Below are 24172 nucleotides of genomic sequence, written 5' to 3'. Positions count from 1 at the left end.
TGAGGCATAATCGCCGCCCTTTTGCCCCGTTCAGGTCTGTGCCGCAATGAAAGCCCAAGCCCGCCATATCCTGGTGAAAACCGCCGAAGAAGCCGAACAGCTCAAGCAACGCATCGCCAAGGGCGAAGCCTTCGACGTGTTGGCGAAGAAATACTCCACGTGCCCCTCCGGCAAGCGCGGCGGGGACCTGGGTGAAGTGCGCCCCGGGCAAATGGTCGGCGCCATCGATGCGGTGATCTTCAAGAAACCGCTGCGGGTGGTGCATGGGCCGATCAAGAGCAAGTTCGGGTATCACCTGGTGCAGGTGTTTTATCGGGATTGAGGGATGCCGGCCCCGAAGCGGCTCCTGTGGCGAGGGGATTTATCCCCGCTGGGCTGCGCAGCAGCCCCAAGTTCGGCAGCTCGGTGTGCCAGGAAGATTGCGTCCACTGTTTTAGGGCTGCTTCGCAGCCCAGCGGGGATAAATCCCCTCGCCACAAAGACAGCACTTCCAAAAATGTCGCTACTTGGGTATCAACGCCCCCGGCACCTGAATCACCCGACTCGCCAGCCAATGCCCGGCCTCGGCCGCCTCCGCCGGGCTACCGCCCAGTAAACGACTCGCCAGGTAGGCGGCGCTGAACGAGTCTCCCGCCGCTGTCGTATCCACCACGCGCTCAACCCGTTGGGCTGGCACCTCATAGAACTGTCCATCACAACGGATCAGGCAGGCCTCGGCGCCACGCTTGAGCACCACCTCCGGCGTACCGAGTTGCCCATAGGCCGCGAACACCGCCTCGCTGTCGGCATGACCGAACAGCGCCTGTTCGTCCTCCACGGTCAGCAACGCCAGCTCGACGTGGGGCAACACGCTGCGGTAAGCCGCCCGGGCGGTCTCGACCGAAGCCCAGAGCCGTGGCCGGTAGTTGTTGTCGAACACCACCTGGGCACCGCGTCGCCGCGCCTCGATCAAGGTTTCGATGAGTTTGCGCCGGCCCTGCTCGCCAATCACCGCCAGGGTGATACCGCTGAAATACAGCACGTCATAGTCCGGCAAGGCTTCCAGGATCGGCGCGGCGGCCGGCGTGGTGAAGCACTCGCGCACCGCGGCCTCGTTGCGCCAGTACAGAAAACGCCGCTCGCCGGCCGCGTCGGTCTGGATGCAGTACAGGCCCGGCAGGCGTCCGGGCAAACGCTGGACCCTGTCCAGGCCGATGTTTTCTTCGGCCCAGCTGCGGCACATGGCGTCGCTGAAAGAGTCGTCGCCCAGGGCGGTGACGTAATCCACCACGCCCTTCTCGCCCAACGCGCGGGACAGATACACCGCTGTGTTCAGGGTGTCGCCACCGAAGCTCTGCACCAGACTGCCGTCGGCGCGGTGTTGCAGTTCGATCATGCATTCGCCGATCAGGGCGATGCGGGGTCTGGAATTGCTCATGGATGATCCTGATGGTTCGCCGGTGTATTGCAGGCCGCTATCGCGAGCAAGCTCGCTCCCACAGGGATCGTGGTGAACACAGGTTTTGTATTCACAACAAATCCAATGTGGGAACGAGCTTGCTCGCGATAGCCGCGACTCGGTCTCAAGACCTAAAAGCAGGTCTCCATAAGCTCAACCACCCGCAACCCCTCATCCACCAGGCACCCCACCCGCCACTTGTCGAACGTCAGGCACGGGTGGGAAGTCCCAAACGCAATGATGTCGCCCACCCGCAACTCAACCCCCGGCGCCACCGTCATGAACGCATGCTGGTCCATCACCGCCGTCACCTTGCAAGCGCTGACACCGTCGCCCGTCACCGAATCAGCCTCTGCTTTGTAGCGTTTGAGCGGCACCGGCAGCCCGGCGTCATAGGCGACATCGCGCTTGCCCAGGGCGATCACCGCGAAGCCCGGCTCCGGCATCGACTGCACGTGGGCCCAGACTTCCAGGGCCGGGCGCAAGCCTTCGTGCAAATCACTGCGCCGCTCCAGTACGCAGCACTGGGCTTCCTTGTAGATGCCATGGTCGTGGGCCACATAACTGCCGGGACGCAGCACGCTGAGGAAACGCCCTTGGGCATTCCGGGCTTCGAAGGATTCGGCAATCAGGTCGTACCAGGCCGAACCCGAGGCGGTAATGATCGGCTTGGCGATGGCGAATGCGCCGCTGTCCTGCAACTGCATGGCCAGGCCCACCAGCGACGCGGCGAATTGGCGAATGCCGCTGATGGCGTGATCGCCGTGAATCACCCCTTCGTAGCCTTCGATGCCGGTCAAGGCCAGCGCCGGTTGCGCGCCGATGGCCTCGGCCAACGCCAGTACTTCGGCTTCGGTCCGACAACCGCAACGACCGCCGACGACGCCGTACTCGATCATCACATTGAGCCGCACGCCGCGAGAGGCGAAATAAGCGCCCAGGTCAGCGACATTGTCCGGATGATCGACCATGCAATGGAATTCGAACGCCGGGTCGGCCAGCAGATCGGCAATCAATGCCATGTTGGGTTTGCCGACCAGTTGATTGGCCATCAGCACCCGCCGCACGCCATGGGCGTAAGCAGCACGGGCCTGCACCGCCGTGGCCAGGGTCAGGCCCCAGGCGCCGGCTTCGAGCTGGCGACGAAACAGCGCCGGGGTCATGCTGGTCTTGCCGTGGGGCGCCAGCTCGGCGCCGCTGTCACTGACAAATGCCTGCATCCAGCGAATGTTGTGCTCCAGCGCCTCGCGGTGCAGCACCAGTGCCGGCAGGCTGACGTCCCGCAACAGATGAGCGCCCACGGCAGCGGCGCCCTTCTCGACGCACGCGTTATCGATGGCAGAAGACATGTTCGAACTCCTCACACAGCCATGGGCTGGCTATTCGTTGATGCGACGGGCCAGGTTGTTGGCGCTTTCGATCAGCACCCGGCGGTAGTCGGCGTAATTGTTCTTGGCGTCAGCCCTCGGGGCGACGATGCACAGGGTCGCGATGGCAACGCCGCTGGGGTCTTTGACCGGTGCGGCGAAGCAGTGGGTGAAGGTGTCGGCGACGCTGTCGAAGGAGAAGAATCCATCGACGCCAGCCTGGCGGATTTCCTTGAGAAATTGCTCCAGGGGCAAGCGCTCGCCGTCCGGCAGGATGAAATCGTCAGGGTCGATCAGATCGATGATCTGCTGGTCGCTCAAATGCGCCAGCAACAGGCGCCCGGAGGCTGTCCAGGGGATGGGCGCGTTCTCACCGATGTCCGAGGAAATGCGGAAATGCCGCTCGCCTTCCTTCATCAGCGCGACCGTGTATTTGCGCCCGTTGAGCAGGCACATCTGCGCCGTTTCCCGGGTCTGCCGGACGATGTCCTGCAAGGCCTGGTCAGCCTCGCGACTCAGGTCGAAATGCCGCAGGTGGGCCTGGCCGAGAAAATACAACTGGCGCCCCAGGTAGACATGGCCGTCCTTGCCCACCGGCTCGAGGATGCGCCGTTCCAGCAGCGACGCCACCAGTTCATAGACCGTGGACTTGGGGCTGCCAATGCCGCTGGCGATGTCGTTCGGGCGCAGCGGCTGGCCGATTTCCTTGAGGAAATCGAGGATATCGAACGCCCGATCCAATCCCCGGGCCCGGCGTTTGATGGTGTCTTCGGTCATGTCTTTGGTTCCTGAAATTTCACCCATAATCGCATGTATCTTTATTGTGGCGAGGGAGCTTGCTCCCGCTGGCCTGCGCAGCAGGCCCAATTTCTTGCGACTGCTGCGCAGCCGAGCGGGAGCCAGCTCCCTCGCCACAGAAGCGAATTCGCCAGAAGATCGGGGTCAGGCCTTTTTCTTGTAGGCGACGCAGTCGATCTCGACCTTGCAATCGACCATCATGCTCGCCTGCACACACGCCCTGGCCGGGGCGTGTTCCGGGCTGAAATATTCGCCGAAGACTTTGTTGAAACTCCAGAAGTCCCGTGGGTCCTCCAGCCAGACACCGCAGCGCACGACGTCTTCCAGGCCATAGCCAGCCTCTTTCAGAATGGCGATCAGGTTCTTCATGGTCTGGTGGGTCTGTTCGACGATGCCGCCAACAATGATCTCGCCGTTCACCGCCGGTACCTGGCCGGACACGTGCAGCCAACCATCGGCCTCCACGGCGCGGGCGAAGGGCCGTGGCTGGCCGCCACCTGCGGTACTGCCGGTGCCGTAGCGCGTAATGCTCATGGGTTATCTCCTTGTTGAAATGAATTAAAAACGCGTGTTCTTGAGGAATTCCGCCAGGCGCGGCGACTGCGGTCGCTCGAACAACTCCTTCGGCGGCCCCTGCTCTTCGATGCGGCCCTGGTTCATAAAGACGATCTTGTCGGAGACCTCGAAGGCGAAACGCATTTCGTGGGTGACCAGCAGCATGGTCATGCCGTCTTCGGCCAGGCCCTTGATCACGTTCAGCACTTCGCCGACCAGCTCCGGATCGAGCGCAGACGTCACTTCGTCAAACAGCATCAGGCTCGGGTTCATCGCAATCGCCCGGGCGATCGCCACGCGCTGTTGCTGGCCGCCGGACAACTGACCGGGAAAGTGATCGCGCCGTTCCAGCAGGCCGACCCGCTCCAGCCATTTTTCGGCCAGGGCCACGGCCTCGTCCTTGGGCAGCTTTTTCACCTTGAGCAAGCCCAGGGTGACGTTCTGCAGCGCAGTCAAATGCGGAAACAGGTTGAATTGCTGGAAGGCCATGCCGGTCATGGCGCGATGCCGGGCAATGACTTTCTCGGCGTGACGCACGCGCTTGCCACCCACCTCGTCATAGCCGATGGACTCGCCGTCGAGCATGATCTGGCCGCCCTGGAATTCTTCCAGCATGTTCACGCAACGCAACAGCGTGGTCTTGCCCGAGCCACTGGAACCGATCAGCGTGACCACGTTGCCGCGCTGCATGCTCAGGTCCACGCCCTTGAGCACTTCCAGCGGACCGTATTGTTTGCGCAGGCCACGAATGTCCAGCAGCGGCTGGGTGTTGGAGAGGGAAATGTCAGTCATGGCAAGGCCACCCGCTTTTCAATGTGCCGCCCGAGCAATTCGATGGCGTAGTTGATGATGAAGAAGAGAAAACCGGCGAACAGATAGAACTCCAAGGTCATGAAAGTCCGGGCGATGATCTGCTGGGTGCTGAGCAGCAATTCAGCCACACCGATCACCGACAGCAAGGTCGAGGCCTTGACGATTTCGGTGGAGGAATTGACCCAGGTGGGCAAAATCTGCCGCAACGCCTGGGGCAACAGCACGTAGCCCAGCGCCTGGTAGAACGTCAGGCCGATGGCTTGGCTCGCTTCCATCTGCCCACGGGGCAACGCCTGCAAGGCACCGCGCACGATCTCGGCCACGTGAGAGCCGCAGAATAGCGTCAGGCCCAGCACGCCGGCCTGGAACGCGCCGATCTGCCAGCCCAGGGCCGGGGCCATGTAGAAGCAGGCCAGCACCAGCACGAACACCGGTGTGCCGCGAATCAGGTCGACGTAAAAACGAAACGGCGCGCGCATCCAGACCCGCCCATACGTCAGGGCCAATCCGGCGACGACACCGATCAACGTGCCCAATACAATCGCCAGCACCGAACATTGCACGCTGGTCAGGAAGCCGTTCCACAAGGTGTCCCGGGCGACCCACAACTCATGTGGCCAACTGGGGGATTCGTACATGGGAAACTCCTAACGGCGGATCGCCAGGCGCTGCTCGAAATACCGCAGCAGCATGGCAATGAGGTAACAGGCCGCGACATACAAGGCCGTGGTCACCAGCCAAGTTTCGATCACGCGGTAGCTCTCCACGTTGATCTTGCGGGCGTAATAGGTCAGCTCCGGCACGGCAATCGCCGCGGCCAGGGAGGTGTCCTTGAACAGCGAGATGAAGTTGTTCGACAAGGCCGGCAGCACGTTGCGCAGCATCACCGGCACGGTGACGTAGGCCTTGACCTGCCATTCGCCCAGGCCGATGGCCAGCCCCGCTTCACGCTGCCCCTTGTGGATGCTCAACAACCCGCCGCGAAACACTTCGGTCAGGTAGGCCCCGGCGTACAGCGACAGCGTGATGACGAACGACGGCAGTTTGTCGAGGCGAATGCCCAGGCTTGGCAAGGCGAAGTAGATCAGCAGGATCAGCACCAGGATCGGCGTATTGCGGATCACCGTGACATACACCGACGCCAGCACCCGCAGGAGCCGATGTTTGCTGAGCAGCGCGAATGCCATCGCCAGGCCGATCACGCAACCAATGGCGATCGACACCAGCGCCAGGGAAAGCCCCAGGCCCAGCCCCGCGAGCAGGGTGTCGAAATCGCGCCAGACGGCGGCAAAGTTCAACTGATAATTCATGGTCGGCAGCACCTTCGACGGAGCGCCCGCAAGGGGCGCCCCGGGCTCACAGGGTCATTTGAATTCAACAGGGAAACCGATCGCCGGCGACGGCAGGTCAACGCCGAACCACTGCTTGAACGACGCCGCGTAGGTAGGGAATTCCACGCCGGTCATGGCCTCGTGCAGGGTGGTGTTGACGAAGTTCAGCCAGTCCTGGTCGCCGCGCTTGACCGCACAGGCGTAGGTCTGCGGGCTCCAGGCGTAGGCCGGGCTGCGGTAGCGACCTGGGTTCTGCACCATCAGGTATTTGACCGAGGACTGGTCGGTGGCGGCGGCATCGGCGCGGCCGGAGTTCACCGCCTGGTACATCAGGTCGACGCTGTCGTACTGGTCGACCTTGGCCTTGGGCAGCGCCTGGTGTACCAGTTCTTCGGCGTAGACGTTCTGCAACACTGCCACGGTGACGCCATCGCCAGCAGCCTTGAGGTCTTCGATTTCCTTGTACTTGCTGTTGGCCGGCAACAGCAGGCCCACCCCTTCGCGGTAGTACGGCAAGGTGAACGCCACTTGCTGGGCGCGACTGGCGGTGACGGTGATGAACTGGCAGCTCATGTCGACCTTGTCGGTCAGCAGGTTGGGAATCCGCGCATCGGAAGACTGCACCACGAATTCGACTTTCTCGGGATCGTTGAACAAGCCCTTGGCGACCATCCGTGCGATGTCGATATCAAAGCCCTGCAACTTGCCATCCGCTCCCTGGAAGTGCCACGGCGCATTGGTGCTGCCCGTGCCCACGATCAATTTCCCGCGTTGCAGCACGCTGTCCAGCTTGCTGTCGGCCGCCTGGGCGACACCCATGGCAGCCGTCGTGGCCGCGAAGAGAAAAACACACGCTTTGAACAAGGAAGGTCGGCGTTGCATGGCAAGCACTCCAGGGTGAGTTTATTCCGCTATACCGGAATGTTGTATGTAACAACGGAATAGACAGCAGAAAGTGTGCCACAGCCTTTCGACGCGGTGGAGCGGAAAATGGAATTTCAACGAAATCAGGCAGATAGAAAAACAGCGGGTGCAGGACGAAATCATCGCGCGTTTGCGGTTGCTACCGTTGGCTACGGCTGTCGGGTAGCAAGGCCCCAGCGCGAAGCACATCGAGTGCGCGATACACCCCAGCGCACCAAAATGGTCATCCCTACGTTTTTGCAAAGTTAGCCCGGCAGATACAGCAGATTCTTCTTTGCCAAGCCCAACAACGGCACAACCCGCCAGGGCCGCTTTGTTAGCTTATGGGCATGCAATCACGACCTGCTGCCGGCAGTGTCATCAACGCTCTACGGGAGCCCGAAGGATGACCAAACCCTCTTATATTCCGCACAACACCGGACAGTTCTACATCAATGGTCGTTGGCAGTCGCCGGCCCAAGCGACGATGCTGGCCGTGATCAATCCGGCTACCGAGGAGGTAATCGCCGAGGTCGCCCAGGGATCGTCCCCGGACGTTGACCGCGCCGTCGCGGCAGCTCGGGCGGCGATGCCCGGCTGGGCCGCGACGCCAGTGACGGATCGCGCGCGCATCCTCGGCAAGCTCCACGAGCTGATCCTCGAACACCAGGAAGCCCTGGCCCAGGTACTGTCCCTGGAAATGGGCGCGGCGATCGGTTTTGCCCGATCCATGCAAGTGCCGTTGGCGGCCGAACACGTCCGGGTGGCGCGCGATGTGCTGTCCACTTATGCATTCCAAAAGATCGAGAACGGCACCGCCATCGTGCGTGAACCCATCGGGGTCTGCGGCCTGATCACGCCGTGGAACTGGCCGCTCTACCAGATCACCGCCAAGGTCGCCCCGGCGATTGCCGCCGGCTGCACCGTGGTGCTCAAGCCCAGCGAACTGTCGCCCTTGAGCGCCCTGTTGTTCGCCCAACTGGTGCACGACGCCGGTCTGCCGGCGGGCGTGTTCAACCTGGTCAACGGCGGCGGTGCCGAGGTCGGCGCGGCCATGGCGGCGCACCCCGACATCGACATGATCTCCATCACCGGCTCCAACCGCGCGGGCGCCCTGGTCGCCCAAGCCGCGGCACCGACGGTAAAACGCGTCACCCAGGAGCTGGGCGGCAAGTCGCCGAACGTATTCTTGCCCGACGCCGACTTCGCCAAGGCCGTGCCGCCAGGCGTGATGTCGGCGTTGCGCAATGTCGGCCAGTCTTGCAGCGCCCCCACGCGAATGATCGTACCGAGGAATCGCCTGGCGGAAGTCGAGGCACTGGCGGCGACCACGGCCAATGCGATCGTCGTCGGCGCCCCAGGGTCGGAAGACACCGTGCTGGGCCCGATCGCCAACGAGGCCCAGTTCAAGCGCGTGCAAGCGATGATCGAAGCGGGCCTCGCGGAAGGTGCCAAGTTGATTTGCGGTGGGCCAGGTCGCGTGGACGGCTTCGCCAAAGGCTTCTACACCCGGCCAACGGTGTTCTCGCAAGTCGATAACGGCATGCGCATCGCCCAGGAAGAAATTTTCGGCCCGGTGCTGTGCATCATTCCGTACGACACCCTGGACGAAGCCGTCGCCATCGCCAACGACACCGTCTACGGACTGGGCGCACACGTCCAGGGCCAGGACCTCGACCAGGCACGCGCCGTGGCCGCGCGCATCCGTGCCGGGCAAGTCCTGCTCAATTACCCGGCCTGGAACCCGATGGCCCCGTTCGGCGGATACAAGCGCTCGGGCAACGGGCGTGAATATGGGGTCCATGGGTTCGAGGAATATCTGGAGATCAAGGCGATTGTCGGGTTCGAGTAAGCGCCCTACCCCTCTGCCCGCCCCCCGCCCTCGCGATCCCCCTCATACCGCCGCGCCAGCGCAAACGCCGGCAACCAGGACTCACGGCGCACGGTCCAGCATTCGTAGGTGGGCTTGAGTTGATCGGGGGAATCGAGCGCGCCGAGGTGCACTTCGATCTCGTCGCCGCTACAGGCGAACAGTGACGAGCCGCAGTGGGGACAGAAAAAGCGTCCGGCGTAGTCCCGGGTTTCACCCGTGACGGTCACCGCATCCCGGGGGAACACGGCCGCCGCGAAAAACACTGCGCCATGGTGCTTGCGGCAATCCAGGCAGTGGCAAAGGCCGACCCGGTAAGGGCGGCCGGAGGCTTCAAGGCGGACGTTGCCGCATAGGCAGCCACCGGTGAATCGTTCCATGAGGGTTTCCTCGTACCGTTGATAGGCGGCCGGCGTCTCGGTCGGGTCTCAGACATTCATGACGAATCGTCCAATATCAAAACAAGGAAGAACAGGCCATGACCGGTGACCGAGACAACGGAAGTCCACAACGCCATTTTCTTCAAGATAGCCGCTCTGGTTTTGATGAGCCGACTCGCAACGGCCAGCGCACCTCCCAACCAACCCAACTGAGCGAGCAAAAGAATCTCGATAAGAAGCATCCCCAGGGTCCACCTGTTGCCCCCTATGCCATAGATCCAACAGGCAAAGCAAACAATGGTAAGCGGAACGCTACAACCCCATATGAAAAGCGAGACAGCGTTTGCAGGCCTTAGCCTTGTAGCCGCTAAAAGCATCAGCAACAGCCCCAGACAAACGAAGCCCATGTCCAACCACAATAAAAATTCGCTTAGTTTACTCATCGCTCTCCATACGGTCGCAATAACCAGCTTCGCCAGAAAAAAGCTATCTCGCTGGCTCATTCTTCAGCGCGGGTTGACTTTCCATGGTTTCAACAGGCGCATGCTGCGCCATCAGCTCCACCACCCAATCAATGAACACCCGCAGCTTGGCACTGATATGCCGGTTCGGTGGGTAAGCCACATACATCGGCATCGACTCCAGTCGCCAGTCTTCGAATAGCGGGACCAACGTTCCCTGCGCCTGGTGGACCCGCGACATGTAGGTGGGCAACCAGAGCACCCCGAGCCCCGCCAGGCCGGCGGCCAAATAGGCATTGCCATCGTCGATCGCCAGGGCGTAGCGCCCCTTGATATGCAGGTGCTCGTCCTGCCGGTACATGGCATAGGGTAAGGCTTTGCCGGTGCGTGCCCAGAGGAAACCGACGACGCGGTGCTGGGAATCCTCCAACTCGCGGGGATGAGCCGGAGTGCCCAGACGCGCCAAGTAGCTCGGCGCGGCGAAGACGCCCAGGGCCAGGTCGCCGACGCGCCGGGCAATCAGCGATTGGTCCGTCAGCTCGCCGCCGCGAACCACGCAATCGACGTTCTCATCGATCATGTCGACGATGCGGTCGCTCACGCCCATGTCGATCTGGATATCCGGGTAACGCTCATAGAACGCTGGCAACGCCGGGATCAGGATCAGCGCCGCAAGTGGGCTCGGCACATCGACCCGCAGTCGGCCGCGCGGCAACGCCTGGGCGCCGGACAGGCTGGTCTCGGCGTCGTCCAGGTCAGCCAGCAGGCGAATCGCCCGCTCGTAGAACACCGCGCCGTCCGCCGTGACGTTGACCTTGCGCGTGGTGCGGTTGAGCAATTTGACCCGCAGCCGCGCTTCGAGCTGTTGCACCAGTTGCGTGACGGTGGTCTTGCTCATGTGCAGCGTCTCGGCGGCCTTGGTGAAACTGCCGGCCTCGACGACACGCACGAACGCTTGCATCGCGTCGAAACGATCCATTCTTTGCCTCGGATTGTTTGGTTTCTACAAACAGTGATCGCCAAGGTTGCTCGTTTATCGCCAGGGCACAAGCCCCTAGAGTGACTTCATCGTTGAGTTCCGGCCGCTATCGGCCATTGATGGAGAGATTCCCATGACCACCCGAGACGTTGTTTTCCCACCCGGCCGCCAAGCGCTTTACGAGCGCAACCGTTATTCACCGGCTGTTCGCTCCAACGGTTTGCTGTTCGTCTCCGGGCAGGTCGGCAGCCGCGAGGACGGCTCGCCGGAGCCGGTGCTGGAAGATCAGGTGCGCCGCGCCTTCACCAACCTGAATGCGATCCTCGCAGCCGCCGATTGCAGCTTTGACGACGTGATTGACGTTACCGTCTTCATGGTCGATCCGGAGTCGATCTTCGAACGGGTCTGGAGCGTCGTGGCCGAATTCTGGGGCAACGCGCCGCACCCGACGGTGACGGCGGTGGGCGTGACGTGGCTGTATGGCTTCCAGTTCGAGATCAAGGTGGTTGCCAGGTTGCCAGGGTCCTCCTTGTAGCATCGGGCGTGTGGAGGGTCTGCGGTGAGTGTGTTGGCTGTGCGTGCGCCATCGCGAGCAAGCTCGCTCCCACAGGGTTCCGTGCTGGCAGGAGAATCGAAGTCACCCTAATAAATGTGGGAGCGAGCTTGCTCGCGATCGCGTAGGGTCAGCTTGCATGGTCTTTTCTTCCGACCGCAAGCTACCCTTTCACCGCCGCCTCGATCGCCGCGATGTCGATCTTGGTCATCGTCATCATGGCCTCGAAGGCGCGCTTGGCGGCGGCTTTGTCGGCACTGGTGACCGCATCCACCAGCACCCGCGGGCTGATCTGCCACGACACGCCCCACTTGTCCTTGCACCAGCCACAGGCGCTTGCCTGGCCGCCGTTGTCGATGATCGCGTTCCACAAGCGGTCGGTCTCGGCCTGGTCGTCGGTTGCGATCTGGAACGAAAACGCCTCGCTGTGCTTGAACATCGCCCCGCCGTTCAAGCCGATGCAAGGAATGCCGATCACCGTGAAATCCACCGTGATCACATCGCCCTGGCTGCCCGACGGGTAATCGCCCGGCGCGTGGTGGATGGCGTTCACCGCGCTGTCGGGAAAGGTTCTTGCGTAAAATTCCGCCGCCTCTTGCGCAGTGCCGTCGTACCAGAGGCAGATCCTGTTCTTGTTGTTCATTCGGATTCTCCGAAAGGGACTGGACCGTGAAGTCTAGCAGTCCCTCCGGAGGTGAATGGACTCAGGTGAACAGATCGACGCCCAACTGGAATGCCACCCACAACGCCAGGCCGGTCGCAAACATCAGCGCAATGTTCTCGAACAGATTGTTGCGGTATTCCTTGCCCAGCAGTGATTTCTGGTTGGACATGATCAGCAGGCCCAGGGAGATCACCGGCAGGCCGACGATGTTCAGCGCATTGACACCGATGGTCAGGGTCACGAAGTCCGGCATGCCCGGCAACGACCAGATCAACGGCGTGACGAGGATGAACAGCATGAACCACTTGTGCATCGGGTCGCGGTGGAATTCCTTGCCATAACGCTCGCGACGCTCGGGTCGCACGTGCTGGAAAGCATCGGTGATCAACATCGGGAACGCCGTGGTCTTGCCGGAAATGCTGGCGAACAGCGTAGCGAAGACGCCGATGAAGAACACGTACCAACCGATCGAGCCAAAGAACATTTCCAGGGCCTTGCCCAGGTCGCCGAGGGTTTTCACCTCGATACCGTTTGGCCGAAGAATCTCCGCGCCAACGATCCAGATCGCCAGGTTGATGACGATCCCGACGAACACCGCAAACAGCAGGTCGTTGCGCTGGATACGCTTGTGCTCCGGCCCGACCCAGCCTTTCTGGCGCATGACATAAGGGTGGACGAAGTTGGCGATGGAGCCCGCCACCGCACCGATCACCGAGACCGCCACCAGCAGCGCACCGTGCACGCCTTCATCGGGCGGAATGCTGAAGCCGATGGTGCCTTTGACGATCCCGGCGACATCCGGACCGGACATGACCGCCAGGGCCAGGAATGCCAGCGTCATGATCGCCAGCAAGGCCTTCATCACGCCTTCGATCATCGAATAGATATTGCGCCCGACGAGCATCCACACCGCCAGCACCACCGCCACCGAGCACAGCAGCGGGTAGTCGACCTTGAGCAGCATCGCCAGGGCCTCGCCGGCGCCCTTGATCATGTAGGCGTTCATCAAATGGCCCATGAGCAGCGCGTACACCAGCAGGAACCAGGCGAAGAACGGATTGAGCTGGGCGTAGCCCTGGAGGATGGTCATGCCCTGGTTATTGCAGAGCTGGAAGCGCGCGATGATGTTGACGATCAGGTATCGCAGCAGCAGGGACACCGCCAGCACCCACATCATGGCGTAGCCATAGTTCGCACCGGCCACGGAAGACGTGATGAGGTCGCCGGCGCCCAGCCAGGACAGCACGGCAATGATGCCGGGGCCAAGAAGCTTCAAGAGGCGTACGAAGCGGCTCTGCGCGGGAGCCACGGCCTGGCCTTCGGCGGAAGGAATGCTCGACATGGATGAGTCTCCGTTGTTTTTTTTGTGAGAAACGGAAACAGTCGACCACATTACGTACGACATCGTACAACTAAAATCAGGCTGGAATTATGTAGAAATGTTTCATGGGCCCCGGGGCTCAAAGACACCGGGGCCGTCGACTTTCGTCACGGCGCCTCCCTCCGCTCACCGTTATTGATCATCCAGCGAATCATGCTCGCCAACGGCACCCGATAGTGCTGGGTTGCGCATTGGCCGGCCTGCTGCGGGTCGTACCATTCGACGTAGCGGCTGAACAGCACATGGCGGCCGTCCTCGGCCACCCGCAGCTCCATTTCGCGGCAATGCAACATTCCCTGATCGAGGGTTTTTACCCGTCGATGCAGGACCAGCGCCTGGCTATTCATTCGCGGCACCCTCTTCCCCACATTGCGGCGCGTCCTGGACGGAACCCAACTTTCCTTGCGCGACAAAATCGGCACGGCGCTGGGCGATGGCGTCGCGAAGCGCCACGTAGTAATCAGGCTGGGTCTGCAGCTTGTCGGTGAGCGGCAACGCCTCCGCGCGGCCATCGACGACGCCACCCACGGTCTTGATCGTGCCCAGGGTTTCAACGGTATCGCTGTTGTCGCCGAACGGATCGACCGCAAAGCTCACCACCTTGCCGGTCGCGTCCCTCAGGTTGGCGGTGCCCAGCAGCGGCAGCTCGACGATCGGTCCGGGAGCGATGTTCCAGACGCCAAACGTCTGGCCGAAATCGGACTCGTGGCGTTCGATGCCCAGCTTGCCCGACACATCGATCAAGCCAACGATACCCACCGTGGTGTTAATGGCAAAACGGCCCAGTGTGTTGACCGAACGCTGCCCGTTGCCTTGCAGCAAATCGTTGATGAACACCTTGGGCTCGCCGAAGTTGGCGACGAAGTTGTGCACGCCGGCCTGGAGCATGTCCGGCAATTTTCGATACCCACGGGCGATCGGGGCCAGGGCGTAATCGTCGACGGTGCGGTTGAAGGCGAAAATGCCACGGTTCACCGGTTCGGCTGGATCATGGACGGCGAAGGGCACGCTCTCGCAACTGCCTGGCGTGGCAGTGGGCGTACTGCTGCAACCGCTGGCGAGTGCCGCCAGCGCGACGATGACGGTGGATCGGACAAGCAACGGCGCGGGTTTGGTGATCGGCATGCGGGGCTATCTCGGGGAGGAATGGGGACGATACCAATCAGCCAATGACGCGGTTCCTGTGGCGAGGGGATTTATCCCCGCTGGGTTGCGAAGCGACCCCAAAACCAGGCACCACGGTACGTCTGGTTCATTGAGTCAACAGCTTTGGGGCTGCTTCGCAACCCAGCGGGGCGGTGCGACGTTTCGCTAAATCCCCTCGCCACGGGTTCCGTTTGCCATCGTCTAACCAACTGGAATCGACCCCATCCTGCCGCCGTTTTCTTGCCCACAGATTTCCGGAATATTGCTCGCCGGCAGCTTTGTTTCCGGATTGAAATATATGACGCAAGCCCCGGATTGCCCCTAGTATTCCACCCGTATTCATTGCCCGACGTGACCCCCGTGAGCCATTTACTCCTGGTGGACGACGACCTCGAAGTCCTCGCCCTCCTGCGCAAATTCCTCGAACAACATGGCTATAGCGTCGAAGTCGCCGCCGACGGCAAAGCGCTGTGGCAAGCGGTGGAACGCCGACAGCCGGACCTGATCATCCTCGACGTGATGCTGCCGGGCGACAACGGACTGGTGCTCTGCCAGCGCCTGCGCACCGAGCACCGGGTCGGGATCATCATGCTCACCGCCATGGGCGAGTTGAGCGACCGCGTCGTCGGCCTGGAAATGGGCGCCGATGACTACCTGACCAAACCCTTCGACGCCCGCGAACTGCTGGCCCGGGTACGCGCCGTCCTCCGGCGCACCGGTGAAGCCAGGGGCGCCTTGGGCGACTTGACCCGCCCGGTCCTGGAATTCGACGGCTGGCAACTGGACGTCACCCGCCGCGAGCTGCGCTCCCCCGACAAGGTCATGATTCCCCTGTCCAGCGGCGAGTTCGAACTGCTGCTGGTCTTCGTCGAACATCCACGTCGGGTGCTCAGCCGCCAGCAACTGCTGGACCTGGCCCGTGGCGAAACCTTCGATGCGTTCGACCGCAGCATCGACGTGCAGGTCAGCCGACTGCGTCGCAAGCTGGAGACCGACGTCACGGGCCCGTCGATGATCCGCACCGTCCGCAACAGCGGCTACTTGTTCAGCCCCCACGTGGTGAAGCGATGACACCGGGCGGCACGAAGGTGTCTCGACCACGGGACACCGTGGCGCGGTGGATCGCCTTGACCACGATGGTGGCGATGCTGACGTTGCTGGCCCTCAACGAATTGTTCGGGGTATTGGCCGGTGCCTGGGCACGCCCTCCCCTGATGGAAACCGGCCTGATGGACAAGGCCGCGGCAATCACGCGCATCATCGATTCCGCCGCTCCCGGGCAACGCCACGACATCGCCAAGACCGCCAGCGACCCGGGGCTCAGCGTGCAATGGTTGCAGCGCTATGAGGACGCGCGGTTGCCAGTCATCGGAGACCCGGAGTTCAGTGAAGGTTCGGTTTTCCTGCGCCGGCAATTGAACAGGCCCGACGCCCGAATCGAGGCCTATGAGCCGGACGATTGGCCAACCAAGGATAATCCTGACAGGCGCTACGCGGTGATCATCGAGCTGACCGACCACACCTGGGTCATATTCTCGGTGTCATCCCGCAGTTGGGGCCTGGGGGAATGGCAACGCAACCTGATCATCATCGCGCTGATCCTGCTCTCAACCTTGATCGTCGCCCTGATCGCCACACGACACCTGGCGACACCCCTGGAGCACTTTGCGGACGGCGCCCGGCGCTTCGGCGTGGACTTCCGGGCGCCGCCGATCCCAGTCGTGGGCCCCTATGAAATCCGCCAGGCGATCCTCGCGTTCAACGCCATGCAGGCCCAGCTCAAGCACTTCGTCCAGGACCGCACGCAGATGCTCGCGGCCATCTCCCACGACCTGCGCGCACCGTTGACCCGCATGCGCCTGCGCGGGGAATTCATCGAGGACGCCGACCAGCAATCGAAGCTGTTCAGGGATGTCGACGAGATGCAGGCAATGGTCAACGCCGCACTGGAATTCTTCCGCGACGAAGCACGCCTTGAACACGCCACGGCATTCGATCTGGCTGAGCTATTGCACACCGTCGTCGATGACTTCAGGGACGCCGGCACCGAAGTGTCGTTCGAAGGCGCGCAGCGTTTTGTCTATGTCGGCCGGCCCATCGGGATCAAGCGTGCGCTGACCAACCTGATCGACAACGCGGTCAAATATGGCAGCGAGCCCGGCGTTCGTTTGAAAGCCTTCGCCGATTGCGTCGAGATCCGCGTCGTCGACCGCGGGCCGGGCATCGCGCCTCACTATCAAGAGCAGGTGTTCGCGCCGTTCTTTCGCGTCGAGGGCTCGCGCAACAAGCATACCGGCGGCGTCGGCCTGGGCCTGTCGGCGGCACGGGCGACGGTGCTGGAGCATGGCGGGACACTGGTGCTCAGGAATCGACGCGAGGGTGGCCTGGAAGCCAGGGTCTCGCTGCCCCTCAATTGACCCCGGCGAGGCGCGCTGAACAACGATGCCCTAAAACCCACGCGATTTCGGTAGGATGTCCGGCCTTTTGACCCGGCCCCCTGTCTCGTGGAATTGCCCCGATGATCCTGATCGTTTACGCCCATCCCTACCCCGACCAGTCGCGGGTCAACCAGCAGATGCTCAAGCGCGCGTCCGCCAATCCGGACGTGGTCATACGGTCGCTCTACGATCTCTACCCAGACTTCGCCATCGACGTCGAGGCGGAACAGCGCGCCGTCGAACAGGCGGATCTGATCGTCCTCCAGCATCCAATGTACTGGTACAGCATGCCGCCCCTCTTGAAATTGTGGATCGACAAAGTCTTCACCCATGGCTGGGCCTACGGCAAAGGCGCCACGGCCCTCAATGGCAAGGGCCTGCTGTGGGCCGTCACCACGGGTGGCGAGCGGGAACATTTCCAGATCGGCGCGTACCCGGACTTCTCAGCGCTGGCCCAGCCACTCCACGCCACGGCGCTTTACTGCCACATGCGCTGGCTGGAGCCGGTCGTCGTGCACGGCGCGTATGCCGCCGAGTCCGAAGCCCAACGCGCACAAATCGAACACTACGGCGCACGCCTGGCCTCTTGGAAGGAAGATTGAGATGGAGACGCACAGCCTGATCGAAATGCTCATCTACCTGGCCTCGGCGACGCTGATCGTGCCGATTGCCGTGCGCTTCGGCCTGGGCCCGGTGTTGGGTTACCTGCTGGCCGGCTGCGTGATCGGCCCGTGGGGGCTCAAGCTCATCACCGATGTGAAGGCGATCCTGGAATTCGCTGAAATCGGCGTCGTGTTGATGCTGTTCATCATCGGCCTTGAGCTCGATCCCAAGCGCCTGTGGGCACTGCGCCGGATGGTGTTCGGCGGCGGCGCCTTGCAGATGCTGGCCTGCGGCGGCGCAATCGCGGCGTTCTGCGCGGCCTTGGGTTTGAACTGGACGGCAGCGCTGCTGGTCGGCCTGACCTTGAGCCTGTCCTCCACGGCCATCGCCATGCAAGCGATGAGCGAACGCAACCTGACCGCCACCGCAGTCGGGCGCAGCAGTTTTGCCGTGCTGCTGTTCCAGGACATCGCGGCCATTCCCCTGGTCGCCATGATCCCGTTGTTGTCGGCCCACGGCGAAACCCCATCCGGCATGGCCCTGGCGCTGTCGATCGTGAAGATCGTCGCCGCCATCAGCGTCGTCGTGCTGCTCGGGCGCTACGTGACGCGACCGCTGCTGCGTTTCGCCGCGCGCTCGGGCCTGCGGGAGATCTTCAGTGCCGTGGCGCTGTTCCTGGTGTTCGGTTTCGGTTTTCTGCTCGAAGAAGCCGGCCTGTCGATGGCCATGGGCGCGTTTCTCGCCGGAGTCTTGTTGGCGAGTTCCGAATACCGCCATGCCCTGGAGAGCGACATCGAGCCGTTCAAAGGCCTGCTGCTGGGTCTGTTCTTCATTGGCGTCGGCATGTCGATCGATTTCGGCACGCTGATCAACGCACCGCTGAAAGTCATCACCCTGACCCTGGGCTTCATCCTGATCAAACTGCTGGTGATCAAGACCGTCAGCCGCTTCCTCAACGTCCCCGCCGGCCAGCGCTCCTGGCAAGCGGTGCTGCTCGGCCAGGGCAGCGAATTCGCTTTCGTGGTGTTCGGCGCCGCGACCTTGGCCGGCATTCTCACCGACCAATGGGGCAAGAGCCTGACGCTGGCGGTGGCCCTGTCCATGTGCCTGACGCCCTTGCTGATCCTGCTGCTGGACCGAATAGAGTCGGCCAGCAAGAAGGACAGTCAGGAATCCGACCTCGTCGATCAGCAGAACCCTCGGGTGATCATCGCCGGCTTCGGTCGTTTCGGGCAGATCGCCGGACGTTTGCTGATGTCCTGCGGCGTCGAAGTGGTCGTCCTGGATCATGACCCTGACAATATCGAGACGCTGCGCAAATTCGGCGTGAAAGTGTTCTACGGCGACGCCACGCGCCTCGATCTGCTCCACGCGGCCGGCGCGGCCCAGGCGGTGGTGCTGATCAATGCGATAGATGACCAGCAGGACAACCTGACGCTGACCCGCATGGCCCAGGAGCATTTCCCCGGGTTGAAACTGATCGTGCGGGCGCGGGACATGGCGCACCTGATCACCCTGCGGCAACTGGGCGTGGAAAGCGCCGAGCGGGAAACCTTCGAAAGCGCGCTGGCATTGGGTCGCAGCGCGTTGGTGCAGATGGGCGTCGGTGCGTACGAGGCGCGTGAACGCGCCGATCAGTTCCGTCGCCTGAACCTACGCATGCTCGAGGAAATCGTCGCCCAGCCGGAAGACGACCTCAAGTTCCGGCACGACGCCTACCGTCGCGCCAATGCGCTGCTCACCGAGATGTTCAACGAGGACCGCCAGCGACCGATTGACAGCTGGCCTGAACATCACCGAAACGAGACGGAAAAAAGCGACGGCTAGATCTTGATACAGCCCGTCTGAAGCATCCGTGGCGAGGGAGCTTGCTCCCGCTCGATTGCGCAGCAATCGCACGATCTTGGGTCTGCTGCGCAGCCCAGCGGGAGCAAGCTCCCTCGCCACGGGTGTCAGCCATTTACCCGCGCGCAATGATTGCCGGCGCGCGTCTTCAGTGAACCAACCCGTCCAACTCGGCCAGCATCTGCGCCGGGATCTTCAGTTCGCTCGCCGAGAGGTTTTCCCGCAGATGCGCCACGGATGACGTACCGGGAATCAGCAGGATGTTCGGCGCACGTTGCAGCAACCACGCCAGCGCGACGCACAACGGTGACGCCTCCAGGCGCGCCGCTACGCTCGACAGGGTTTGCGACTGCAGCGGCGTAAACCCACCCAATGGGAAAAACGGCACGTAGGCGATGCCTTGCTTGCCCAACTCGGCGATCAGTTGTTCGTCGTCACGATGGGTCAGGTTGTAGTGGTTCTGCACACAGGCCACCTTCGCGATGCCCTGGGCCTGCCTGACCTGGGACGCCGTGACGTTGCTCAGGCCCAAATGCCGGATCAAGCCCTGGCGCTGCAATTCGGCCAGTGCCGAGAATTGTTCCTCGATGTCGTCATCGGCGGGTGCATGCAGATTGCCCCAGGCGCGCAGGTTGACCACTTCCAACACATCCACGCCGAGGTTGCGCAAGTTGTCATGGACGGCGCGGGTCAACTCGGCCGGGCTGTGGGCCGGGTTCCACGACGCATCGGCACCGCGCACGGCGCCAACCTTGGTCACGATGACCAGATCCTCGGCGTAAGGGTGCAACGCTTCACGAATCAACCGGTTAGTGACATGGGGCCCGTAGAAGTCGGCGGTGTCGATATGGTTGACGCCCGCCGCCACCGCTTCGCGCAGCACGGCGATGGCCGCTGCCGGATCCTTGGGCGGCCCGAAGACCTGGGGCCCCGCCAGTTGCATCGCGCCATAGCCCATGCGCTTGACCGCACGATCGCCCAGTTGAAAAGTCCCTGCGGTGTCTGCCCTGCTCATCTCGTACCCCTTGGATTAAATGTGCCTGGGCCGACTATAGGCGTTGACCACTCCACTGATAATCGGGTGCAATCCGAACGGGTTGTACGGCGGAGAGAACAATGGCGACGGATATCCAGGACTTGCTGTCCTTTGTGGCGGTGGTAAATGCGGGTGGGTTTCGTGAAGGCGCGCGGCTCAGCGGCAAATCCGCGTCCAGCCTCAGCGATGCTGTACGCCGCATCGAAAGCCGCCTTGGCGTGCGCCTGCTCAACCGCACCACCCGCAGCGTGGTGCCGACCGAGGCCGGCGCGCGGTTGATGGAACGCATCGTGCCGGCCCTGGGCGAAGTCGAATCGGCGCTGGACGTGGTCAACGATTTTCGCGACCGCCCCTCAGGCACCCTCAGGCTGAACGTGCCGGTCAGCGCCGCCCGGCTGGTGCTGCCCGCGATCATCGCGCCGTTCTTGAAAAGCTACCCCGACATCAGACTGGAAGTGGTCACCGAGGAGAGTTTCGTCGACATGCTCGCGGCCGGGTGTGACGCCGGCATTCGCTACGACGAACGCCTTGAGCAGGACATGATCGCCATCCCCATCGGCCCGCGCTTGCAGCGCTTCGCCACCGCCGCCTCGCCGGCATACCTCGACGCCCGGGGCCGGCCCGAGCACCCGCGGGATCTGCTTCGGCACGCGTGCCTGGCCGGCAAGTTTCCCAGCGGGGCCATGCCGCTCTGGGAGTATGAACGTGACGGGGAAACCATCAGCGTCGAGCCGAACGGCCCGTTGATCGTGCGCATCGGCGGCGCCATGGACCTGGCGGTACAAGCGGCCATCGACGGCCTGGGTGTTGTCCATTTGTTCGAGGATTGGCTGCGGCCGTACCTCGACAGCGGCGAACTCGAGCCGGTACTTGAACCATGGTGGCAGCGCTTTACCGGACCGTTCCTCTACTATCCCGGCCGCCGCTACCTGCCCTCGCCGCTACGGGCATTCGTGGACTTTATCAATCAGAACCGGGGCGAAACGAACAACACCGTCCACTGTGGGAGCGAGCCTGCTCGCGAAGGCGCCGGCACATCCAACATCTCCACACACTGAACCACCGCTTTCGCGAGCAGGCTCCCTCCCACAAAGGTTCTGCGCCGTGCCCGCGTCCAACAAACAACACTGCTCACTGTGGGAGCGAGCCTGCTCGCGAAGACGGTGGTTGATTCCCCCCACTGCCCGCTCGTCTCCCCGTCGCAAGGATTTTCGAACCAAGCATATCGCCACGGCTCGGACCTACATAACACCGCCGCAAGCCACCGTGATGCGCTTCGACAAGCACGGTTTCGACGGCGGGATCATCAAGGTTCCTTTGCGCTTCGCTGCCGGGAGTTTTCGCTATGTGTGACGGTCTTGTTCAACACGTTTCTTCCAAGGACTCCCTGGCATATTTCGACCAGCGAGACACCTCCGGCGGTCATTTCGGGACAAGCCTGACGCCCGTGGAATTGTGCGTGGCCACGCCGCCGAAGACGCAGCCGCGACACGGCATGATCGAGCCAAACATGCAGGTCAGCGCCATCCGCCGTCGTGGTGGGCGCCTGGAGTGCATCAAGGTTCGCTGGGGCTGGTCGCCCATCTGGTCGGTGGGAACAATGCCTCCGCTGACGCACCTGCCGTTGCACCTGGTGATGCGCTCCAAGGTGTTCGACCAGATCAAGCGCGAGGGCCGCGTGCTGGTGGCGGTGGACGGCTGGTATGAATCGCCGGAACCGACCACGCCTCACCAGGCACAGCGTCCTGCCTACGTGACCTCCCGGCAATCGACTCCGATCTTCATTGCCGCCCTGGCCCAGGCCTGCGAAAACCCCCTTGGCTGCGACGGCCTGGCCCTGGTGACCTATGGCGACATCGCCAGCCAGCAGCAGCGCCTGTTGGCGTTCAACGCAGAAGACGCACTCGAATGGCTGGTGCCTGATCTGGGTTGGGAGCAGGCGCAGCAACTGATCGAGCGCATGAATGCCACGCCGCCGCACCTTGAATCGGGGGTGACCGTTCAACGCCCGGCCCAGGGCGGCCTTTGATCTGGAAGATGAAGCCATGTACGTAATCATGGGTGCCACGGGGCACGTTGGATCGGCCACGGCCCGAGCCTTACTGGCGCCAGGGCATGCGGTGATTGTCATGACCCGCAACGCCAGCCACGCCACGGAATGGCACGCCAGGGGCGCTCAGATCGTCGAAGCGCATGCTGAAAACGTCGAGTCACTGCGCGCCGCCTTTCAACTTGGGCGCAGGGCGTTCATTCTCAACCCGTCGGCGGCCCCCAGTACCGATACCGATGTGGTGGAACGAGGCACCGTCGCCAATATCCTGTCCGCCCTTGATGGCTCGGGGCTTGAGAAAATCGTGGTGCAATCCACCGCTGGCGCCCAGCCCGGCGAACGTATCGGCGATCTCAGCGTCTTGTGGGAACTGGAAGAAGGCTTGCGCAACCAGCCTATCCCGGCGGCGATCAATCGCGGCGCCTATTACATGAGCAACTGGGACGGCCTGCTCGACACCGTCCGAGATACCGGCAAGCTCCCCACGCTATTTCCCGCCGACCTGGCCTTTCCCATGGTGGCGCCTCGGGACCTGGGCGAAGTGGCGGCCGCACGGATGCTATCGTCGATTGACGACGTTGGCGTGCGTCACGTGCAAGGACCTCGCCTGTATTCACCCAACGACGTGGCGCAGGCTTTTTCCGAGGCCCTCGGCCGGCCGGTCGAGGTCCAGGTGATACCCAGGGACCAATGGGAAAGCGCCTTCCAGCGCCTCGGTTTCAGTCTCGCCGCGGCGCAATCCTATGCGCGCATGAGCGCCGTCAGCCTCGACAGCGGCTTCGATGTGGGCGATGACGCGGCCCTGCACGGCATCACGACGCTGGAGGTCTACATTGAGGCGCTGGTGCAGCGCAGCGGCCTGGGAGCACTGGGATAACGGAATGCAGGAACGTTGCAGCAATGGGCGCTAAACTGCCGCGGTCCTTTTTTCCAGCATGAGGTTTTGCATGAGCAACCCAGACATCACCTTCACCCCCGACCCGGATACAGACTCCATCTCCTCCGACGTCGCCGGCTTCGGCGGCCTGCTGGTTTCCACGCAAATCCCGACCCGCGCCGACGGCAGCCTGGAACTGGGCGACATCACGGCGCAAAGCGAGTGCACGTTGCAGGCGCTCAAGATTGCACTGGAACGTGCTGGCAGTTCCATGGACCGCGTGCTGCACCTGACCATCTACCTCACCGACATGGCTGACCGCGCAGCCTTCAACGAAGTCTACAAACGCTTCTTCGCGAAGCCGTGGCCAGTGCGCGCGGCTGTCGGCGTGGCGGCGCTGGCGGTCGAGGGGATGCGGGTGGAAGTGACGGCGATGGCGGCGAAGGGCTGAACCGCACACCTCAGACAAGCGAGGTGCTCCCTCGCCACGGGTTTTGGGTTAACCCTGATTCCCGGTCCAGCAGCGGGCTGTGTTTATTCGGTTGTAGGATCCTTCGCGTTCGGGCTACGTCGTCTTGCGCCGTTACCTACAACTACGCCAGAATCCGCCGGCTTGTGCGCCTTGGGGCCGGGCTTTACTGTTGCTCGGTCGCTGAAAATCAGCGATCGGGTTTGGTAGCCCGG

General features: G+C 62.7%; 28 protein-coding genes. 12 read left to right on the top strand and 16 right to left on the bottom strand.

Annotation, left to right across the window (positions count from 1 at the left end; translation table 11 throughout):
• Window positions 1–46: 46 nt before the first annotated feature.
• Entirely contained in the window at window positions 47–322 is a 276-nt protein-coding gene (locus JMN22_RS02665) for a peptidylprolyl isomerase (protein ID WP_019690952.1), read from the top strand.
• 180 nt (window positions 323–502) lie between these two features.
• Here the strand turns inward: JMN22_RS02665 and JMN22_RS02660 are convergent, their stop codons facing one another.
• From JMN22_RS02660 to JMN22_RS02625, 8 genes are all read right to left on the bottom strand, one after another.
• On the bottom strand, window positions 503–1417 hold the full coding sequence (locus JMN22_RS02660; RefSeq protein ID WP_030141400.1) for a sugar kinase: 915 nt from the start codon (window positions 1415–1417) through the stop codon (window positions 503–505).
• Between the two features lie 152 nt (window positions 1418–1569).
• The gene (locus JMN22_RS02655; protein ID WP_198795715.1) at window positions 1570–2787 is read right to left on the bottom strand and encodes an amino acid deaminase; all 1218 of its coding nucleotides are present in this window, start codon (window positions 2785–2787) and stop codon (window positions 1570–1572) included.
• Window positions 2788–2817: 30 nt separating this feature from the next.
• Entirely contained in the window at window positions 2818–3582 is a 765-nt protein-coding gene (locus JMN22_RS02650) for an IclR family transcriptional regulator (RefSeq protein ID WP_030141398.1), read from the bottom strand.
• Window positions 3583–3747: 165 nt separating this feature from the next.
• Entirely contained in the window at window positions 3748–4137 is a 390-nt protein-coding gene (locus tag JMN22_RS02645; protein WP_198798197.1) for a RidA family protein, read from the bottom strand.
• Between the two features lie 24 nt (window positions 4138–4161).
• Window positions 4162–4950, bottom strand: coding sequence for an amino acid ABC transporter ATP-binding protein (locus tag JMN22_RS02640; protein ID WP_181291059.1), 789 nt, complete (start codon window positions 4948–4950; stop codon window positions 4162–4164).
• The gene (locus JMN22_RS02635) at window positions 4947–5609 is read right to left on the bottom strand and encodes an amino acid ABC transporter permease (protein ID WP_030141395.1); all 663 of its coding nucleotides are present in this window, start codon (window positions 5607–5609) and stop codon (window positions 4947–4949) included. The genes JMN22_RS02640 and JMN22_RS02635 overlap by 4 nt, the downstream gene beginning before the upstream one ends.
• A 9-nt stretch (window positions 5610–5618) precedes the next feature.
• On the bottom strand, window positions 5619–6281 hold the full coding sequence (locus JMN22_RS02630; RefSeq protein WP_030141394.1) for an amino acid ABC transporter permease: 663 nt from the start codon (window positions 6279–6281) through the stop codon (window positions 5619–5621).
• Between the two features lie 54 nt (window positions 6282–6335).
• Window positions 6336–7184 carry a transporter substrate-binding domain-containing protein gene (locus tag JMN22_RS02625; RefSeq protein WP_030141393.1) on the bottom strand — a complete coding sequence of 283 codons (849 nt, stop codon included), beginning with the start codon at window positions 7182–7184 and terminating at the stop codon, window positions 6336–6338.
• 427 nt (window positions 7185–7611) lie between these two features.
• Here JMN22_RS02625 and JMN22_RS02620 point away from each other — a divergent pair, with 427 nt between their 5' ends.
• Complete coding sequence (locus JMN22_RS02620; RefSeq protein WP_198798196.1) at window positions 7612–9057, top strand: aldehyde dehydrogenase family protein; 1446 nt, start codon at window positions 7612–7614, stop codon at window positions 9055–9057.
• Between the two features lie 5 nt (window positions 9058–9062).
• On the opposite strand, the gene JMN22_RS02615 is transcribed toward JMN22_RS02620, so the two are convergent.
• From JMN22_RS02615 to JMN22_RS02605, 3 genes are read right to left on the bottom strand one after another with little or no spacing between them, the layout of a single operon-like run.
• Window positions 9063–9455, bottom strand: a complete 393-nt coding sequence (locus tag JMN22_RS02615; RefSeq protein WP_030141391.1) for a GFA family protein — start codon at window positions 9453–9455, stop codon at window positions 9063–9065.
• Window positions 9456–9511: 56 nt separating this feature from the next.
• The gene (locus JMN22_RS02610) at window positions 9512–9898 is read right to left on the bottom strand and encodes a hypothetical protein (RefSeq protein ID WP_030141390.1); all 387 of its coding nucleotides are present in this window, start codon (window positions 9896–9898) and stop codon (window positions 9512–9514) included.
• 43 nt (window positions 9899–9941) lie between these two features.
• Complete coding sequence (locus JMN22_RS02605; RefSeq protein WP_198798195.1) at window positions 9942–10895, bottom strand: LysR family transcriptional regulator; 954 nt, start codon at window positions 10893–10895, stop codon at window positions 9942–9944.
• Between the two features lie 133 nt (window positions 10896–11028).
• Between JMN22_RS02605 and JMN22_RS02600 the strand changes: the two genes are divergently transcribed.
• Complete coding sequence (locus tag JMN22_RS02600) at window positions 11029–11430, top strand: RidA family protein (protein WP_198798194.1); 402 nt, start codon at window positions 11029–11031, stop codon at window positions 11428–11430.
• Window positions 11431–11611: 181 nt separating this feature from the next.
• Here JMN22_RS02600 and JMN22_RS02595 read toward each other — a convergent pair whose 3' ends face one another.
• The 4 genes from JMN22_RS02595 to JMN22_RS02580 form a co-directional block, all read right to left on the bottom strand.
• Window positions 11612–12091, bottom strand: a complete 480-nt coding sequence (locus tag JMN22_RS02595; protein ID WP_030141387.1) for a VOC family protein — start codon at window positions 12089–12091, stop codon at window positions 11612–11614.
• A gap of 61 nt (window positions 12092–12152) precedes the next feature.
• Entirely contained in the window at window positions 12153–13454 is a 1302-nt protein-coding gene (locus tag JMN22_RS02590) for an Nramp family divalent metal transporter (RefSeq protein WP_198798193.1), read from the bottom strand.
• Between the two features lie 146 nt (window positions 13455–13600).
• Window positions 13601–13840, bottom strand: a complete 240-nt coding sequence (locus JMN22_RS02585; protein WP_030141385.1) for a hypothetical protein — start codon at window positions 13838–13840, stop codon at window positions 13601–13603.
• Window positions 13833–14618 carry an MlaA family lipoprotein gene (locus JMN22_RS02580; protein ID WP_198798192.1) on the bottom strand — a complete coding sequence of 262 codons (786 nt, stop codon included), beginning with the start codon at window positions 14616–14618 and terminating at the stop codon, window positions 13833–13835. Before JMN22_RS02580 ends, JMN22_RS02585 begins: the two co-directional genes overlap by 8 nt.
• 381 nt (window positions 14619–14999) lie before the next feature.
• On the opposite strand from JMN22_RS02580, the gene JMN22_RS02575 reads away from it, so the two are divergent.
• From JMN22_RS02575 to kefC, 4 genes are all read left to right on the top strand, one after another.
• The gene (locus JMN22_RS02575) at window positions 15000–15710 is read left to right on the top strand and encodes a response regulator (protein ID WP_030141383.1); all 711 of its coding nucleotides are present in this window, start codon (window positions 15000–15002) and stop codon (window positions 15708–15710) included.
• Window positions 15707–17056 (top strand): sensor histidine kinase, encoded by a 1350-nt coding sequence (locus JMN22_RS02570; RefSeq protein ID WP_030141382.1) that lies wholly within the window; start codon window positions 15707–15709, stop codon window positions 17054–17056. Before JMN22_RS02575 ends, JMN22_RS02570 begins: the two co-directional genes overlap by 4 nt.
• 101 nt (window positions 17057–17157) lie before the next feature.
• Window positions 17158–17679, top strand: a complete 522-nt coding sequence (gene kefF / locus JMN22_RS02565) for a glutathione-regulated potassium-efflux system oxidoreductase KefF (RefSeq protein ID WP_030141381.1) — start codon at window positions 17158–17160, stop codon at window positions 17677–17679.
• A gap of 1 nt (window position 17680) precedes the next feature.
• Complete coding sequence (gene kefC / locus JMN22_RS02560; RefSeq protein WP_198798191.1) at window positions 17681–19507, top strand: glutathione-regulated potassium-efflux system protein KefC; 1827 nt, start codon at window positions 17681–17683, stop codon at window positions 19505–19507.
• Window positions 19508–19673: 166 nt separating this feature from the next.
• Here kefC and JMN22_RS02555 read toward each other — a convergent pair whose 3' ends face one another.
• Window positions 19674–20540 carry an aldo/keto reductase family oxidoreductase gene (locus tag JMN22_RS02555; RefSeq protein ID WP_030141379.1) on the bottom strand — a complete coding sequence of 289 codons (867 nt, stop codon included), beginning with the start codon at window positions 20538–20540 and terminating at the stop codon, window positions 19674–19676.
• A 101-nt stretch (window positions 20541–20641) separates the two neighbouring features.
• Between JMN22_RS02555 and JMN22_RS02550 the strand changes: the two genes are divergently transcribed.
• From JMN22_RS02550 to JMN22_RS02530, 5 genes are all read left to right on the top strand, one after another.
• Window positions 20642–21619: a LysR family transcriptional regulator gene (locus JMN22_RS02550; protein WP_030141378.1), complete on the top strand. Its 978-nt coding sequence runs from the start codon at window positions 20642–20644 to the stop codon at window positions 21617–21619.
• Between the two features lie 109 nt (window positions 21620–21728).
• Window positions 21729–21914, top strand: coding sequence for a hypothetical protein (locus JMN22_RS02545; protein ID WP_198798190.1), 186 nt, complete (start codon window positions 21729–21731; stop codon window positions 21912–21914).
• Window positions 21907–22590, top strand: a complete 684-nt coding sequence (locus JMN22_RS02540) for an SOS response-associated peptidase family protein (protein WP_198798189.1) — start codon at window positions 21907–21909, stop codon at window positions 22588–22590. Before JMN22_RS02545 ends, JMN22_RS02540 begins: the two co-directional genes overlap by 8 nt.
• 16 nt (window positions 22591–22606) lie before the next feature.
• A complete protein-coding gene (locus JMN22_RS02535) occupies window positions 22607–23488 on the top strand; it encodes an NmrA family NAD(P)-binding protein (protein ID WP_198798188.1) in 882 nt (293 codons plus the stop codon).
• A gap of 70 nt (window positions 23489–23558) precedes the next feature.
• Window positions 23559–23939, top strand: a complete 381-nt coding sequence (locus JMN22_RS02530) for a RidA family protein (protein ID WP_198798187.1) — start codon at window positions 23559–23561, stop codon at window positions 23937–23939.
• The last annotated feature ends 233 nt before the right edge of the window (window positions 23940–24172 follow it).

Source organism: Pseudomonas sp. HB05, assembly GCF_016756915.1.
In the GTDB taxonomy this organism is placed as follows: Bacteria; Pseudomonadota; Gammaproteobacteria; order Pseudomonadales; family Pseudomonadaceae; genus Aquipseudomonas; species Aquipseudomonas alvandae.
Note: the sequence above shows the minus strand (reverse complement) of the source record. Positions and strands in the feature narration are given on the sequence as shown.

What these genes read in the sequence shown, in the direction of transcription:
- JMN22_RS02635 (WP_030141395.1), bottom strand. Translation starts at nt 5,609, where the DNA reads ATGTACGAATCCCCCAGTTGGCCACATGAGTTGTGGGTCGCCCGGGAC.
- JMN22_RS02600 (WP_198798194.1), top strand. Translation starts at nt 11,029, where the DNA reads ATGACCACCCGAGACGTTGTTTTCCCACCCGGCCGCCAAGCGCTTTAC.
- JMN22_RS02535 (WP_198798188.1), top strand. Translation starts at nt 22,607, where the DNA reads ATGTACGTAATCATGGGTGCCACGGGGCACGTTGGATCGGCCACGGCC.
- JMN22_RS02645 (WP_198798197.1), bottom strand. Translation starts at nt 4,137, where the DNA reads ATGAGCATTACGCGCTACGGCACCGGCAGTACCGCAGGTGGCGGCCAG.
- JMN22_RS02585 (WP_030141385.1), bottom strand. Translation starts at nt 13,840, where the DNA reads ATGAATAGCCAGGCGCTGGTCCTGCATCGACGGGTAAAAACCCTCGAT.
- JMN22_RS02610 (WP_030141390.1), bottom strand. Translation starts at nt 9,898, where the DNA reads ATGAGTAAACTAAGCGAATTTTTATTGTGGTTGGACATGGGCTTCGTT.
- JMN22_RS02615 (WP_030141391.1), bottom strand. Translation starts at nt 9,455, where the DNA reads ATGGAACGATTCACCGGTGGCTGCCTATGCGGCAACGTCCGCCTTGAA.
- JMN22_RS02570 (WP_030141382.1), top strand. Translation starts at nt 15,707, where the DNA reads ATGACACCGGGCGGCACGAAGGTGTCTCGACCACGGGACACCGTGGCG.
- JMN22_RS02640 (WP_181291059.1), bottom strand. Translation starts at nt 4,950, where the DNA reads ATGACTGACATTTCCCTCTCCAACACCCAGCCGCTGCTGGACATTCGT.
- JMN22_RS02540 (WP_198798189.1), top strand. Translation starts at nt 21,907, where the DNA reads ATGTGTGACGGTCTTGTTCAACACGTTTCTTCCAAGGACTCCCTGGCA.
- JMN22_RS02630 (WP_030141394.1), bottom strand. Translation starts at nt 6,281, where the DNA reads ATGAATTATCAGTTGAACTTTGCCGCCGTCTGGCGCGATTTCGACACC.
- JMN22_RS02595 (WP_030141387.1), bottom strand. Translation starts at nt 12,091, where the DNA reads ATGAACAACAAGAACAGGATCTGCCTCTGGTACGACGGCACTGCGCAA.
- JMN22_RS02665 (WP_019690952.1), top strand. Translation starts at nt 47, where the DNA reads ATGAAAGCCCAAGCCCGCCATATCCTGGTGAAAACCGCCGAAGAAGCC.
- kefF (WP_030141381.1), top strand. Translation starts at nt 17,158, where the DNA reads ATGATCCTGATCGTTTACGCCCATCCCTACCCCGACCAGTCGCGGGTC.
- JMN22_RS02530 (WP_198798187.1), top strand. Translation starts at nt 23,559, where the DNA reads ATGAGCAACCCAGACATCACCTTCACCCCCGACCCGGATACAGACTCC.
- JMN22_RS02580 (WP_198798192.1), bottom strand. Translation starts at nt 14,618, where the DNA reads ATGCCGATCACCAAACCCGCGCCGTTGCTTGTCCGATCCACCGTCATC.
- JMN22_RS02590 (WP_198798193.1), bottom strand. Translation starts at nt 13,454, where the DNA reads ATGTCGAGCATTCCTTCCGCCGAAGGCCAGGCCGTGGCTCCCGCGCAG.
- JMN22_RS02620 (WP_198798196.1), top strand. Translation starts at nt 7,612, where the DNA reads ATGACCAAACCCTCTTATATTCCGCACAACACCGGACAGTTCTACATC.
- JMN22_RS02625 (WP_030141393.1), bottom strand. Translation starts at nt 7,184, where the DNA reads ATGCAACGCCGACCTTCCTTGTTCAAAGCGTGTGTTTTTCTCTTCGCG.
- JMN22_RS02550 (WP_030141378.1), top strand. Translation starts at nt 20,642, where the DNA reads ATGGCGACGGATATCCAGGACTTGCTGTCCTTTGTGGCGGTGGTAAAT.
- JMN22_RS02655 (WP_198795715.1), bottom strand. Translation starts at nt 2,787, where the DNA reads ATGTCTTCTGCCATCGATAACGCGTGCGTCGAGAAGGGCGCCGCTGCC.
- JMN22_RS02555 (WP_030141379.1), bottom strand. Translation starts at nt 20,540, where the DNA reads ATGAGCAGGGCAGACACCGCAGGGACTTTTCAACTGGGCGATCGTGCG.
- JMN22_RS02605 (WP_198798195.1), bottom strand. Translation starts at nt 10,895, where the DNA reads ATGGATCGTTTCGACGCGATGCAAGCGTTCGTGCGTGTCGTCGAGGCC.
- JMN22_RS02650 (WP_030141398.1), bottom strand. Translation starts at nt 3,582, where the DNA reads ATGACCGAAGACACCATCAAACGCCGGGCCCGGGGATTGGATCGGGCG.
- kefC (WP_198798191.1), top strand. Translation starts at nt 17,681, where the DNA reads ATGGAGACGCACAGCCTGATCGAAATGCTCATCTACCTGGCCTCGGCG.
- JMN22_RS02660 (WP_030141400.1), bottom strand. Translation starts at nt 1,417, where the DNA reads ATGAGCAATTCCAGACCCCGCATCGCCCTGATCGGCGAATGCATGATC.